Origin of the sequence: Sinimarinibacterium flocculans (genome assembly GCF_003201205.1) — a bacterium.
Taxonomy (GTDB): Bacteria; Pseudomonadota; Gammaproteobacteria; order Nevskiales; family Nevskiaceae; genus Solimonas; species Solimonas flocculans.
The window spans coordinates 146,210-160,599 of record NZ_QICN01000004.1; the positions used below are offsets into that span (position 1 = coordinate 146,210).

The 14,390-nt window shown below is 67.1% G+C and carries 12 protein-coding genes and 2 tRNA genes; 2 read left to right on the plus strand and 12 right to left on the minus strand.

Features of this window, described 5'->3' with window-relative positions; translation table 11 throughout:
• The 7 genes from C8D93_RS09360 to C8D93_RS09390 form a co-directional block, all read right to left on the minus strand.
• Window positions 1-1,020, minus strand: coding sequence for a PilW family protein (locus tag C8D93_RS09360; protein ID WP_245903865.1), 1,020 nt, complete (start codon window positions 1,018-1,020; stop codon window positions 1-3).
• A 44-nt stretch (window positions 1,021-1,064) separates the two neighbouring features.
• The gene (gene pilV / locus C8D93_RS09365; protein ID WP_110264922.1) at window positions 1,065-1,520 is read right to left on the minus strand and encodes a type IV pilus modification protein PilV; all 456 of its coding nucleotides are present in this window, start codon (window positions 1,518-1,520) and stop codon (window positions 1,065-1,067) included.
• Entirely contained in the window at window positions 1,498-2,043 is a 546-nt protein-coding gene (locus C8D93_RS09370; protein WP_170123975.1) for a GspH/FimT family pseudopilin, read from the minus strand. Before C8D93_RS09370 ends, pilV begins: the two co-directional genes overlap by 23 nt.
• Window positions 2,044-2,292: 249 nt before the next feature.
• Window positions 2,293-2,368, minus strand: a tRNA-Thr gene (locus C8D93_RS09375).
• Window positions 2,369-2,421: 53 nt separating this feature from the next.
• The gene (locus C8D93_RS09380) at window positions 2,422-3,066 is read right to left on the minus strand and encodes a response regulator (RefSeq protein ID WP_110264924.1); all 645 of its coding nucleotides are present in this window, start codon (window positions 3,064-3,066) and stop codon (window positions 2,422-2,424) included.
• Between the two features lie 61 nt (window positions 3,067-3,127).
• Window positions 3,128-5,275, minus strand: a complete 2,148-nt coding sequence (locus C8D93_RS09385) for a sensor histidine kinase (protein ID WP_146216560.1) — start codon at window positions 5,273-5,275, stop codon at window positions 3,128-3,130.
• A gap of 312 nt (window positions 5,276-5,587) precedes the next feature.
• Window positions 5,588-5,675 (minus strand) — tRNA-Ser (locus C8D93_RS09390).
• A 135-nt stretch (window positions 5,676-5,810) separates the two neighbouring features.
• Here C8D93_RS09390 and C8D93_RS09395 point away from each other — a divergent pair.
• Window positions 5,811-6,824: a class I fructose-bisphosphate aldolase gene (locus tag C8D93_RS09395; protein ID WP_110264926.1), complete on the plus strand. Its 1,014-nt coding sequence runs from the start codon at window positions 5,811-5,813 to the stop codon at window positions 6,822-6,824.
• A gap of 66 nt (window positions 6,825-6,890) precedes the next feature.
• Here C8D93_RS09395 and C8D93_RS09400 read toward each other — a convergent pair whose 3' ends face one another.
• The 5 genes from C8D93_RS09400 to map all read right to left on the minus strand — a co-directional run bounded on the left by C8D93_RS09400 (window position 6,891) and on the right by map (window position 13,389).
• Window positions 6,891-7,886 (minus strand): YheT family hydrolase, encoded by a 996-nt coding sequence (locus C8D93_RS09400; protein ID WP_110264927.1) that lies wholly within the window; start codon window positions 7,884-7,886, stop codon window positions 6,891-6,893.
• Window positions 7,883-9,013 (minus strand): succinyl-diaminopimelate desuccinylase, encoded by a 1,131-nt coding sequence (gene dapE / locus C8D93_RS09405; RefSeq protein WP_110264928.1) that lies wholly within the window; start codon window positions 9,011-9,013, stop codon window positions 7,883-7,885. The genes C8D93_RS09400 and dapE overlap by 4 nt, the downstream gene beginning before the upstream one ends.
• A gap of 4 nt (window positions 9,014-9,017) precedes the next feature.
• Entirely contained in the window at window positions 9,018-9,833 is an 816-nt protein-coding gene (gene dapD, locus C8D93_RS09410) for a 2,3,4,5-tetrahydropyridine-2,6-dicarboxylate N-succinyltransferase (protein ID WP_110264929.1), read from the minus strand.
• A gap of 80 nt (window positions 9,834-9,913) precedes the next feature.
• Entirely contained in the window at window positions 9,914-12,601 is a 2,688-nt protein-coding gene (gene glnD / locus C8D93_RS09415) for a [protein-PII] uridylyltransferase (RefSeq protein ID WP_110264930.1), read from the minus strand.
• Window positions 12,602-12,606: 5 nt separating this feature from the next.
• Entirely contained in the window at window positions 12,607-13,389 is a 783-nt protein-coding gene (gene map / locus C8D93_RS09420; protein ID WP_110264931.1) for a type I methionyl aminopeptidase, read from the minus strand.
• 182 nt (window positions 13,390-13,571) lie between these two features.
• Here map and rpsB point away from each other — a divergent pair, with 182 nt between their 5' ends.
• Window positions 13,572-14,390, plus strand: a complete 819-nt coding sequence (gene rpsB, locus C8D93_RS09425) for a 30S ribosomal protein S2 (RefSeq protein ID WP_110264932.1) — start codon at window positions 13,572-13,574, stop codon at window positions 14,388-14,390.

Here is a 14,390-nt window from a genome sequence, read left to right on the forward strand (position 1 = left end):
TCAGTTCACCCGGTTGCGGATCGTGACGGAGGCGGTATACGAGCGTTCGATCTTCCGGTCAACGTCACCCGCAGAAGTGGCGTTGGTGCCGGTGAAGCGCTCGTCGCCTTCCAGTGTCAGCGTCACCCGTACTGCTGTGATGCGTGGTGGATTGACAGCAGTCCACGCCGCTGGCGGGACCGCAGTGGCATTCACATAGTTGGCGTTGTCAACAAGGTACTGGAGCTGCATGCTTGAAACGTTGCGCACCATTTCCTCGGTGATGAAGTTGTTGTTTCTGGTATCGCGGCGCTGGCGGTAGAGCGAGCGCCCGCCGACCGGATTTGTGCCGATGTACCAGAACACGGCCGAAGCCTTTGCAATCTGTGAGTTCGAGCCGTACGTGTAGCACTGGGCGTTAGGGCCGTTGTTGCACTGGGACCCGCAGTTCGCGCCGTTCGGATCAAGCGGGTTGTAGGTCAGGTTCGTGGTGCAGTTGCCGGGCGTCTGGGTGTTTCCCGTGTTGTGGACCACTGTGGTGTTGGCCCCGCAGGCGGCAACGGCCGGGCCGGTGACCTGTACGACCGCGGCCTGCACGGGGTCGCAGACGAAGACAATATCGCCTGCGCAAATGTTGTTGGTGGTGGCATTGAGCGGGAATTGCGCTGAGGGCGCGTTGTGACTCTCAATGCTGACGCCAAGGTCTTCCAGGCCCTTCAGTACGATGGAGTCCTCGGCGGCAACCAGGTTCGCCGGCGCCGGAGCACCCGTGCCGCTTGGCGCGCCTTCATATCCGCGCACGGCGACGGCGAAGTCGCTCCACCAGTCGTCTTCGGCGTCGTTAAGCACCACGGCGACACGGTTGTTGCCGCAGCCCGTCAGTCCCGCCTGTCGGATATCGCGAGCCAGCAACTCGAAGGCAATGCGCGAACCTTCCTGAACCTGCGACAGTGCGGTGTTGGAGCGATAGGACTGCTTGTTGGACAGGAATACCGATGTGACGCCGCCGATGACCATAAGGCCAAGCAGCAGCGCGATCATCAGCTCGACGAGTCCAAAGCCGCGCTGGCTGCGTGCAGAGCGAGTCATAGCATCCCTTTGGTGACGACTGTCTGCGTGGCATTGCCACCTGCGCCGATGCGGCTGTCGTCGTAGGTGATGGTAATGGTGCATTCGCCGTCGGCAGCGCAGGTCACTTCGCCGGTGGTGTTGGCGACCGCTCCAAGCGCTGCCGCAAGTTCATTGCACCAGTTGCTGAGCTGGGTTTGCACGAGCGTGCCGGGGTCTGGGCATGCGTTTGTAGTGACGGTGCCGTTGTAGGCCGTGGCGTTGACTCGATCGGCGCGCAAAGCGTCGAGAATGCTGTAGCTGGCGACAACCGCCATTGAGCGGGCCATTGAGCTGTTGTTGCTGGATAGCGCACGCGTCTGCACCCAGGCAATGCCGAGCAGGCCGATGGAGAGAACCAGTACGGATACGAGGACCTCGATCAGTCCGACGCCATGCTGGTGATATTGGCTACAGGCAGTTCGTCGGTTCATTGCTTGGACACGTGCTCGTGCCGGTAACGGTACAGGTGCTGATAACGCTGCCCGCCGCCATGTAGATGCAGCGGCGGTTCTTGCTGGACAGCTGTGCCGATGAGATCTCGGCGACCAGGCCAGCGGCCAGCGCAGTGCCGCCGGGCTCGCGCGCGAGCCCCTGGCCACTGAAGCGCAGCGCTTTGACGTTGGCGACGCTGAGCGCGGTGTAGCTGGGCGGTTTGACGCGGATCACGTCGGTGGCGCCGCTGCCGGTCAGCGCGACTACGGTGCCGGCGCCTGCGCACGCGCTGTCGAAAGGGGCAGGGTTGCCGGTTGCGGCGCAGAGCAGGGTCGGGCGATTCCGCTTCACCGCCTCCATCTTGGCCTCGGTGAGTGCGGCGATGTACTCGTTTGCGGCCGATGACAGGCGATTGGTAATGATGATGGTGCGAAAGCCCGGAATGGCGATCGCCGTCACGATGCCGGCTACTGCGATGGCCACCAGCAACTCGAGCAGCGTGAATCCTCGCTCCGCTTTCATCAGGGCAGAATCCCGGCTCTGCGACGTGTGTATCGCCATAAGCCGACGACCGGCCGGCGTACCCGGACCGATGGCCGAATGTACTCTCAATCCGCCCCCCGGCAATACGTCCATGTATGTCCCCCGTGCCTGACCTCGGCATTCGGAGGCTAGCACAGGCCCGTGACGGATTGAATGCCACGATTGTACGGCGGATCAACAACTCAGCGGACGTTGTTGATGCGGCTGCGGGGGACGCCGCGGAGGATTTGGTGCCGGGAACAGGAATCGAACCTGCGACCTACTGATTACGAATCAGTCGCTCTACCGACTGAGCTATCCCGGCGCGGGGGCGGATTATAGGGGCGGGGACTCGATGCCACAATCGCCAGTGGACCCTTACTGCATTCTCGGGTCGACCAGGCCCATACGCGTGGCCTCGAGCGTGGCTTCGGCACGGCTGGAAATGTCGAGCTTGCGGTAGATCGCCTTGATGAAGCCTGCCGCGGTATTGCGGCTGACGCCGAGCTGGGCGGCGACCTCCGGCAGGCGGAAGCCCTTGGCGATCAGGGTCAGCGTTTCGTGCTCGCGGTTGGACAGTCTGGCGTCGATCCGCTCGGCCGGGTTGGCAGGCGCTCCGAATACCCGCAACAGGCGCTGGGCGATGACCGGGGACAGCGGCGGCTCTCCGGCGACGATGCCGCGCAGGGCATGGACGACCTTGTCGCCGGGCTGATCCTTGAGCAGATAGCCGCAGGCGCCGGCGCGCAGCGCCGGGAAGAGGTGGTGGTCGTCTGCATAGATCGTCGTGACCACGCACTGGCAGCCGCGGGGGGCCAGATCACGAATCAGCTCGACGCCGGAACCGTCGGGCAGGCCCAGGTCGATCAGGGCGATGTCCGGGGGATGCTGGCGCAGCAGCGTGCGGGCGTTCGCGAGCGAATCGGCATGGTGGACGCGAAGGTCGGGAAAGGCCTCGGCCAGGATTTCCTGCAGCCACTGCGCCGGTGCCTTGAGGTCTTCCACCACCCAGCCGGTTTGCACGCCCGTGTCCGTTCGATGATTCGGGTCAAGGGTATCGGAAGCAGCGGGCTGCGGTCGATCATCACGCACTGCCCGGACCTTCGCTGAGCGGCAGCCGCAGCGCCAGGATCAACTGGCGTCCGGCAGCCCGGGTCTGCAGGTCGAGTCCCAGCGCGAGCGCGCGCTGACGGAGTGTGCCCAGTGGCGTTTCGGGTACGGGGCAACCCTCGGAGAGGGTGAGACGGCCGTCGATGTCGAGATGGTGGTCACGCACCTGCAGCACGATCCGGACGGCCTGTTGCCCGGTGCTCGCCGCAAGGTCGATGAGTTCGCGCAGGCTGCGCAGCAGGAGCAGGCTGCGATGGGCGTCGAGGCTGGCATCCGGAAATTGCGGGGGGGCGTCCCAGTCGAGCTCGACCCCGATCGCGTCCGCGTGCTCGCGAAGCTCGCCGCGGCACCATCCGAGGATGTCGTCGAGGGCCTGTCCGTGCGCAGCCAGACCCTGCAGCACGAGGCGGAGTTCCGCCAGCGCGCGACGTGCAGCGGTCTGTGCGGGGCCATTGCTCTCGTGCAGTACGCTCAGCAATGCCGAGCCGACGTCGTCGTGCAGCGTGCGGGCGATGCGTTCGCGTTCCCGCTGTGCCCCGCGTTCGACGGCAGCGCGATAGGCGTGCAGGCGCTCGGCAATGGAGTGCGCAGATTCAGCGAGGCGGACATCGGCCGGGATGAACAGCCGCCCGCCGGCGTCGGCGAATTCGAGGCGCAGCGCGCCGGTCCCGGCGAGACCCGGAACCAGCAGCGCCGTGCCCTGATCGGTGATCTCGGGCGTGGCCGGCGCCGCCGGCGCATCGAGAATCCGCAGCGGCGAGAACAGTGCCCGGATGGCCTCGCGCCAGTTTTCGCCAGCGGACCTTTCCGGTGCGGACGCGAGCGCCGTGAGCGCGCCATCGAGCCGACGGCGTTTGCGGCGCATGCGGTGCTGCAACCATTGGCGTGCCGGCAGGTAGATCCACGAAACGGTCAGCAGGGCCAGCAGCGTGGCCTGTTCCGCGGCCAGGGACAGTATCTTCACCATCGAGATGTCGAGCAGCACGAATAACACGCCGCCTGCGGCGGCCGTCCATGCGGTGAACCACCAGCGATCGAGATCGAACAGGCGGTAGCGCACTACGCCCAGGGCAAGGCCGCCATAGATGATCAGGAACAGGGCGAAGGCCGGCGCCTGGCTGTTGCCGACATCGTGGCCCAGCAGGGCCGGCACGAAGACCACGGCGAGGAACGCGCCGCCGCCACCGAGCCAGGCCAGCAGGAACCAGCGCAGGGCGGCGCGTTCGAGCGGCCGCTGACGGGAGCGCCGCCACTGCGCCAGGGCAAAGGCCGCAGTGAGCGCGAAGCCGCCCAGGACCGGCAGGCGCAAGGCCAGATCGAAGTTGCCCGCCAGCCCGGTCAGCAGGCCGAGGAAGACCAGGCCGTATGCCGCCAGCAGCAGTCGCCCGACCGGCGCCTGTCCGAGTCTCAGCGGGTAGTGCCACAGCGTGGCGGCGAATGCCGCGCAGAACGCCAGTGCGCCGCCACCATTGACCAAGTGCAGGCCGCGGAACAGCTCACCGTCGATGGCCAGCTCGCGGCTGCCGTACACCGCTGCGGCGCCGGCACTGGCGAGCAGCGCCAGCCCGCTGATCCCGACCCAGCGAGCCGCCGTGTCGTCACGGCGGTAAGCCCAGACTGCGGCGCCGATCGTTGCACCCAGGCAGCCGACGACGAGCTGCAGCCAGAACATGGCCGGCAGATCGGTCATCGGACGTTGCGGCGCCGGGCTCAGGCACCATCGTTGCGACGACGGGCTTTCGAGGCAGACCTCGTCGCTGGCGAGCAGGGTCGCCAGCTCGGTCTGGCGTGCGAGGAAGGCATGAAAGGCCTCGAAGGCAACGAAGCGGGTATCGGGTTCCGGGCTGAGGTCCGCGCCGTCCAGGGTCATCCAGCGATCCGCCGCGCCGATGCGCAGCAGCGGAGTTCCGCCCGGCACCTGCGCCGACGGACCGCCGGACCCGGTCACCATGACCCGTCCCGCGCGCTCTTCTGCGGGTTTCAGGTCGAGTCCGGTCCAGGGTTGCCGCACGCTCAGGGCGACGAGGCCCGCAGCCGTCGCCAGCACGACTGTAAGCGTCACGGTGAGACGGGCAGCGGGCGTCCGCCAGGCGTCCAGGATGCGGTGGTGGGTAAGGCTCACCGGCGGAGCATAGCGGGGCGGTCTTCATCGGGCGCCCCCGATTCGGGGTGTGTCAGGCGGTCGGAGGCGCCTGGCCGCTCCATTTCCGCACCGGGCGCAGGCGTGATCCCCGCTCGGGCCGGCCGCTGCCGCGGCTTCGCCTCCCACCCTCGGCGTGTGGCGGAGAGGGTGGGAACCTCGCGTCGGCTCGGCCATCCTGGCCTCGACGCGCTCGCCTGGGCAGGCCATCCATGGCCTGCCCTTCGAATCCCGCCCGCGCCTTCCACTTCACACAAATACAAAAGCCCCATTCAAGGGGCTTTTGTATTTGTGTGGCGGAGAGGGTGGGATTCGAACCCACGGAACCTTGCGGTTCAACGGTTTTCAAGACCGCCGCAATCGACCACTCTGCCACCTCTCCATGGGGCATCGAAGCGGCGCGATTGTAGCCAAACGTCGCGGCCGCGGCTGACCGGACACGCTGTTTTCGTTAAAATTCAGCCCCTTTTGCCGGGCCCGCCCCGGCTGAATCGACAGACGCGGAGCAGACGAGTCCATGAATGAGCAGGTTTTGAACGACACCGCCCGGGCCATGGTTGCGGACGGTCGCGGCATTCTCGCCGCCGACGAGAGCACCGGTACCATCGAGAAGCGCTTCAAGAGCATCGGGGTCGAGAACACTGAGCCCAATCGCCGTACCTACCGCGACATGCTGTTCACCACGCCGGGCTTCGAGCAGCACACCAGCGGCGTGATCCTGTTCGAGGAGACCCTGTTCCAGTCGGCACTCGACGGCACGCCGTTTCCGAAGCTGCTGGCGTCCAAGGGCGTCATTCCGGGCATCAAGGTCGACAAGGGTGCCAAGCCGCTGGCCGGCGCGCCGGGCGAGACGGTGACCGAGGGGCTCGACGGTCTGCGCGAGCGCCTGGCGAAGTACCACGAGGCCGGCGCCCGCTTTGCCAAGTGGCGTGCCGTCATCACCATCGGTGAGGGCATTCCCAGCGACACCTGCATCCACACCAATGCCCATGCGCTGGCCCGTTATGCGGCGCTGTGCCAGGAAGCCGGCATCGTGCCGATCGTCGAGCCCGAGGTGCTGATGGATGCGGACAACACGCTGGAAGTCTGCGCCCAGGTTACCGACCGTACGCTGGAAGCCGTGTTCCAAGAACTGTACCTGCAGCGCGTTTTGCTCGAAGGCATGATCCTCAAGCCGAACATGGTGATCTCCGGCAAGAAGTGTCCGATCCAGGCGGACCGCGAGACGGTGGCGCGCGAGACGCTGCGCGTGCTCAAGCGCCGGGTGCCGGCGGCGGTGCCGGGCATCGCCTTTCTCTCGGGCGGCCAGTCCGACGAGGACGCCACGGCGCACCTCGACATCATGAACAAGCTGGGTCCGAACCCGTGGAAGCTCACCTTCTCCTACGGACGTGCGCTGCAGGCCGCGGCGCTCAAGGCGTGGAGCGGCAGCAATGCCGATGCGGGTCGCAAGGCCCATCTGCACCGGGCCAAGATGAATGGCCTGGCAGCGCAGGGCAAGTGGGAGGCCGGCCTGGAAAAGGCAGCCTGAGCACGTCCGGTTGATCGGGGCGACCGCCCGCAGCGCAGGCTGCGGGCGGTTTTTTCGTTGTGCGGGTCAGCGTGCGGCGGCGTCGAGCAGGAACAGCACCCGGCGCTCGGCCCAGCTCTCGAGATCGAGATTCTCGATGAAGCCGCAGTGGCCGCCGTGGGCGGTGACCTCGAAGGCTTGCAGCGCGCCGCGGACGTCGAGGCCGCGGAAGTCGCCGAGCGGGATCACCGGATCGTCGGCGGCGGTGATGATCGCCAGCGGCGAGGCGGCGCCGACGATCTGTTCGGGCGCGAGCGTGTAGGCGGCCAGATACGGCTCCAGCGCGCCGTACTCGGTCTGTTCCTCGGCGAAACGCGCGGTGATGTCGATCAGGCGCTGCATGCGCAGATACGACTCGGCCGCCGCTGCGTATTCGGGCCAGGCCGCCGCCTTGGCATTGACCGTCGCACGCCACTTGCGCATGAAGTACCAGCGGAACATCGCCGAACCGTTGTCGATGGCCTCGACGGTCGCGCGCGGGTTGATCGACGGGCAGATGCCGATCGTCAGCCGCGGCTGCACGCCGGCGGCGGGGCCGTGCATGCCGACGCGCAGTGCGAAGTTGCCACCGAGCGAGAAGCCGACGACGAACAGCGGCTGTGCCGGCGCCAGCACCTGCACCGTACGGATCGCGCCGAGCACCTCGGCGATACGTGCCGAGTGGAAGACTTCGCGGTTGAGGTGGTGCGTGCCGCCGTGGTCGCGCAGGTTGAGGCGGAAGACGTCGTAGCCGGCGCCGTGCAGGGCGCAGGCCATCGAGTACAGGTAGGTCGATTCGTGGCTGCCTTCCCAGCCATGGATCAGCACGACCAGGCCGCGCGGTTCGCGATCGTCCTGCCGGGACAGCCAGCCGGTGAGGCGCACACCGTCCCCGGCATCGAGCATGTGATGGGTCGACACGGACTCCATGCGGCTGCCGCGGCGCAGCCACTTGCGCCGGCGCGGGCTCTTGGTCGCCAGAACCGACTGGATCTGCGCGTGGCGGATCAGTGGCGCGGGGCGGAAGTCGTGCGTGTTGATCACAGCAGGCGATCGATGACGCCTTCGTAGATCGCCGACAGCCGTGGCAGATCGGTGACGTTCACGTGTTCGTCGACCTTGTGGATGCTGTCGTTCACCGGGCCGATCTCGACGACCTCGGCGCCCCAGGGCGAGATGAAACGGCCGTCCGACGTGCCGCCGCCGGTGAACAGCGTCGGCGTGAGCCCGGTGGTCTCGCGCACCGCCGACTGTGCGGCATCGATGAGTCGACCCGGTGCGGTGAGATAGGGCTCACCGCTGTGCCACCAGTCCGCCTCGTAGCGCAGGCCGTGACGATCGAGAATTGCGGTCACGCGCGACTTCAGCCCGTCCGCAGAGGACTCGGTGCAGTAGCGGAAGTTGAAGACGACGTCGGCGTGGCCCGGAATGACGTTGTTGGCGCCAGTGCCGGCGTTGACGTTGGACACCTGGAACGAGGTTGGCGGGAAATGGTCGTTGCCCTCGTCCCAGCGGATCGCGACCAGCTCGGCGAGCGCCGGCGCCAGGCGGTGGACCGGATTGTCGGCCTTGTCCGGATAGGCGACGTGGCCCTGCCTGCCGAGCACGCGCAGGTTGCAGCCGAGCGAGCCGCGACGGCCGATGGTGATACGGTCGCCGAGCTGGCTCGACGCCGTCGCCTCGCCGACGATCGCGTAGTCGGGACGGATACCGCGCGACTGCAAGACCGCAACGGCGTGGCGCGTGCCGTGACGCGCGGCGCCTTCCTCGTCACTGGTGATGAGATAGGCGAGGGTGCCCCTGAGCGCACGGCGCGCGACGATGCGTTCGGTTGCGCAGACCATCGCTGCGAGCCCGGATTTCATGTCGGCCGCGCCGCGACCGTAGAGCACGCCCTCGCGAACCGTCGGGTCGAAGGGATCGGAGGCCCAGTGTTCGCGCGGACCGGTCGGCACGACGTCGGTGTGCCCGGCCAGGATCAGCAGCGGCCCTTCGTCGCCGAGCGTCGCCCACAGGTTGGTGACGCCGCCGGCATCGATGTACTCGATGCCGAAGCCGAGTGCGCGCAGGCGATCCGCGATCAGCGCGCAGCAGCCGGCATCGTCCGGCGTCAGCGAGCGCCGGGCGATGAGCTGTCGCGTCAGGGCAAGGACGGCGCCGTCGTCGGCCATCGGATCAGAGATCGCGCAGCAGGGCGTTGATGCCGACCTTCTTGCGCGTCTGTTCGTTGACGCGCTTGACGATGACGGCACAGTTCAGGCTGTAGCGCTCGCCCTTGGGCAGGCTGCCGGCGACGACGACGCTGCCGGCCGGCACGCGGCCGTAAAGCACGCGATCCGCCTCGCGGTCATAGATCGGCGTGCTCTGGCCGATGAACACGCCCATCGAGATCACCGCGCCCTTCTCGACGACGACGCCCTCGACGATCTCCGAGCGCGCGCCGATGAAGCAGTCGTCCTCGATGATGGTGGGGCTGGCCTGCAGCGGCTCGAGCACGCCGCCGATGCCCACGCCGCCGGACAGGTGGCAGTTGGCCCCGATCTGCGCGCAGGAGCCGACCGTGGCCCAGGTGTCGACCATCGTGCCGCTGCCGACCCAGGCGCCGATGTTGACGTAGGAGGGCATCAGGATCGCGTTCGGCGCGATGTACGCGCCCTTGCGCACCGCAGCGGGCGGCACCACGCGTGCGCCCTGAGCCTTGAACTGCGCATCGGTCCAGCCGGCGAACTTCAGCGGCACCTTGTCGAAGCCGACCAGGCCGCCCATGTCGATCGTCGTGTTGTCGTGCAGCCGGAAGTACAGCAGCACCGCCTTCTTCAGCCACTCGTTGACCTGCCAGCCGGCGGCGGTCGGTTCGGCCACGCGGCCCTTGCCGCTGTCCAGCAGGCCGATGGCGGTTTCGACGGCGTTGCGAAGCGCCGTGTCTTCGCGGTCGAGAGTGTCGCGCCCTTCCCAGGCGAGGTCGATGGTCTTCTGCAGGTCAGCGGTCATGGCATTCGTGGACATGGAAGCAGGGGGCCGCAGACGCATCGGTCCGCGGGGCGGGCGCGATTATCGCCCGTTGCGCCGCTTCACGCCGCTTCGCGGCGATCCAGTGTGCGCACGAGCACTTCGCGCAGCTCGTCGAGCACCTTGTCGTCGGCGATCGGGCGGTGCATGCGGTCGGTGACGTAGAACACGTCCTCGGCGCGCTCGCCGATGGTGGCGATCTTGGCGGCGTTGAGCAGGATGCCGCGCTTCTGGAACACACGGCCGATCAGCGACAGCAGGCCGGGCTGGTCCGCGGTCACGAGTTCGAGCAGTGTGCGTGCCCGTGCCTGGTCCTGGCTGAAGTAGACCTGCGTGGGCGTGTCGAAGTGCTTGAGCCGCTGCGGCGTGCGGCGGTTGACGTCGATGGTCGAGACTTCCGGGTCGCTGAGCACCTTGCGCAGCGCATCGCGGATCTCGTCCTTGCGCATGGCCGATGCGATGGGCGTGTTGTCGCTTTCGATGACGACATAGGAATCGAGCACGAAGCCGTCGTCGGTGGTGTGCAGGCGCGCATCGAGAATGTTCAGGCCCAGACGGGCGAGCACCCCGGTGGTCAGGCCGAACAGGTGGTCGCGGTCGCGCGTGTAGACGAACACGGTGGTGCCGCGCTCGTCGATGGTCTCGACCATGACCAGCGGCAATGCGGCTTCCTGTACGCCGGCGATGGCGGGGAGCTGCCAGACCAGCTCGGCGGGGGTATGTCGCAGGAAATAGTCCCCGTCGAAGCGCTTCCACACCGCTTCTGCGGTCTCCGCCGAGATCGTGCGGTCGGCGAGCAGGGACAGCGCTTGCGCCCGTGCCTGGTCCGCCCGTTCGCGTTCCAGCGTGCTCTGGTCGATGCTGCCCTCGAGCAGGCGGATGCTCTGGCGGTACAGGTCCTTGAGCAGGGACTCACGCCATGAGTTCCACAACGCCGGGTTGGTGCCGCGGATGTCGGCGCAGGTGAGCAGGAACAGGTAGTCCAGCCGGGTACGGTCGCCGACCTTCTGAGCGAAGTCGGCGACGACGCGGGCGTCGCTGAGGTCCTGCTTCTGCGCGGTCAGCGACATCAGCAGGTGATGCTCGACGAGCCAGGCGACGATGCTGGCGTCGGCGTGCGACAGGCCGTGCGAGAGGCAGAAGGCGCGGGCCTCGTCGGCGCCGATCTGCGAGTGATCGCCGCCGCGACCCTTGGCCATGTCGTGCCAGAACGCCGCCAGATACAGCAGCTCGGGCTTGGCCAGCCGCTCCATCACCTCGCTGCAATGCGGCAGCTCGTGGCGGAAGCGCTGCATCGCGAAGCGGCGCGCGTTGCGCAGCACGTAGAGGATGTGTTCGTCGACCGTCAGCGTGTGGAACAGGTCGTACTGCATCAGTCCGACGATGCGGCCGAACTCCGGCACGTAGCGGCCGAGCACGCCGTAGCGGTTCATGCGCCGCAGGTTGCGCGTCAGGCCGCGGCCTTCGCGGAACATCTCCATGAACAGGGCGCGCGCCTTGACCGAGGTGCGCACCTCATCGGTCAGGAAGCGGCCGTCGCGCAGGATCATGCGCAGTGTCTGCGCGCGGATGCCTTCGATGCGCGGGTTCTGCTGCAGCAGCAGGAACACCTCCAGCAGGGCCCAGGGTGCGCGGCGGAAGACCTCGTCGTCGCGCGCCTCGAGATAGCCGTGGCGGATCTGGAAGCGGGCGTTCAGCGGCTCGGGTTCGTCCGCGCCTGCTTCGTCGGCATGCAGGATCGCTTCCTCGAACAGCTGCAGCAGCATGTCGTTGAGACAGGACAGCGTCTTGATCGTGCGGTAGTACAGCTGCATGAACTGCTCGACGGCCTTGTTGGCGTCGGTGTCCACGTAGCCGAACAGCTGCGCGATCTTCACCTGGCTGTCGAACAGCAGGCGGTCCTCGCGGCGGCCGCTGATCATGTGCAGCGCGAAACGCACGCGCCACAGGAAGTCCTGGCCGGCGAACAGCTCGTCGCACTCCTGCTTGGTCAGGAAGCCGCGCTCGCGCAGCTCGGCGAGCGTCTGGGCGTTGAAATGGCGCTTGGTGACCCAGCCGATGGTGTGGATGTCGCGCAGGCCGCCCGGGCTTTCCTTGACGTTGGGCTCGAGCTTGTAGCCGGTGTCGTCGTACTTGCGATAGCGCGCCGCCTGCTCGGCCTTCTTGGCCTCGAAGAAGGCCGGGACCGGCCACACCCGGTCGGGCGTCAGCGCCTGCTGCATCTGCCGGTACAGGTCGCCGTCGCCGGTGAGCAGGCGGGCCTCGAGCAGGTTGGTGATGACGGTGATGTCCTTCGCGGCCTCGGCCACGCAGTCGTCGACGGTGCGTGCGCTCTGGCCGATCTCGAGGCCGATGTCCCAGCCGAAGGCGGTCAGATGCTCGAGCGCCTTGCGGTGCAGTTCGAGTGCGTCGCCGCTGTGCAGCAGCAGGATGTCGATGTCCGAATGCGGCAGCAGCTCGCCGCGGCCGTAGCCGCCCACGGCGACCAGGGTCAGCCCCTGCGTGACCTCGGGCAGGAACTTCTGCCAGGCCGCCCGCAGGACCTCGTCCACCAGGTGCGCGCGGGCGTGCACCAGCGAGTCGGCCGGCACGCCGTCGTGGAACAGTGCGTACAGGCGGTCGCGCCCCCAGGTCAGGGTTTCGCGGAACGCGGCGATCGAATAGCCACCCTTGGCCAGCCGCGAGCGGATGCGCGGCGCGCTGAAGATGGTCGCCGCTTCCTCCTCGGCCAGGTCGATTTCAGCGCCCATGGCCGCTAGAGTTCGCCGTTGCGCAGGGTCAGCACTTCATAGCCGGATTCGGTCACGAGCACCGTGTGTTCCCACTGTGCCGACAGCGAATGGTCCTTGGTCACGACGGTCCAGGCATCGGGCAGCAGCTTCACGTCGGCGCGCCCGGCGTTGACCATCGGTTCGATCGTGAACGTCATGCCCGGCTGTAATTCAAGACCCGTGCCAGGACGCCCGTAATGCAGGACCTGCGGGTCCTCGTGGAAGATGCGGCCGATGCCGTGCCCGCAGTACTCGCGCACGATGGAGAAGCCCCGCTGCTCGGCGTGGCGCTGGACCGCGTGGCCGATGTCGCCCAGGCGAGCGCCCGGCGCGACGCGACGGATGCCCTCGATCATCGCCTCGCGGGTCGTCTCGGCCAGGCGCCGCGCCAGGATGCTCGGCTCGCCGACGTAGAACATCCGGCTGGTGTCGCCGTGGAAGCCGTCCTTGATCACGGTGACGTCGATGTTCAGCACGTCGCCCTTCTTCAGGACCTTGGGGCCGGGAATGCCGTGGCAGACGACGTGGTTGACCGAGGTGCAGATGGATTTCGGAAACGCCGGCCGGGTCGGCGTCTGGCCGTAGCCGAGCGGCGCCGGCACGCAACCCAGGTCGCGCACGATGTAGTCGTGGCAGATGCGGTTGAGTTCCTCGGTGCTGATGCCGGCGCGCACGTGCGGCTCGATCATCACGAGGACCTGCGCCGCCGCTGCTCCGGCTTCGCGCATCTTCTGTTGTTCTTCGGCAGTCTTGATCGTGATCGACATCGGGTTCTGCCGAGGCAGCGGAAAGCGTTGTTTGCCAACGTTGTTTGCGAGGGGGCGCTATGGTATAAAGCGCGCCCTTCAAAGGCAATGCGGAAGATTCCGGGCCTTTGAAAATCCATCCGCGTCCCTCCTGGGTGAACTCAACCGGACGCGGTTTGCTATCAACCCAAGGAGCTTCACCAATGGCGAATGTCACCATGCGCCAGTTGCTGGAGGCGGGCGTCCATTTCGGACACCGCACCCGCTACTGGAACCCGAAGATGAACGAGTTCATCTTCGGCGATCGTAACCGAATCCACATCATCAACCTCGAGCAGACCCTGCCGATGCTGAAGGACGCCTGTTCCTTCGCCGGCAAGGTCGCCGCCAGCGGCGGCCGCGTGCTCTTCGTCGGCACCAAGCGCGCCGCGCGCGACGCCATCGAGGAAGAAGCCCGGCGCTGCGGCATGCCCTACGTCAACCAGCGCTGGCTGGGCGGCACGCTGACCAACTTCAAGACGGTCAAGGGCTCTGTCAAGCGCCTGATCGAGATGGAAAAGCAGGTCGAGGACGGCTCGATCAACCGCCTCACCAAGAAGGAACAGCTCAACTTCTCGCGTGAACTGGAGAAGCTGCGCAAGTCGCTGGGCGGCATCAAGGAAATGCCGAGCCTGCCGGACTGCCTGTTCGTCATCGACACGGGTTACGAGAAGAACGCCGTGGCCGAGGCGCGCAAGCTCGGCATCCCCGTCGTCGCCGTCGTCGACACCAACAACGACCCGGCGCAGGTCGACTACGTCATTCCGGGCAACGACGACGCCACCCGCGCGATCAAGGTCTACACGCAGTGCGTGGCCGACGCCGTGATCGAAGGCCGTGGCAGCAACACCACGGGCCGCGTCGAGGAGTTCGTCGAGGTCGCCGAGGAGCGGCAGGCGCCGCGCCGGCCGCGCAGCGCGCCGCGCAAGCCGGGCGGGGACAGCCGCGGCCGTGGACGCCGCACCGAACAGACGGAGGGTTGA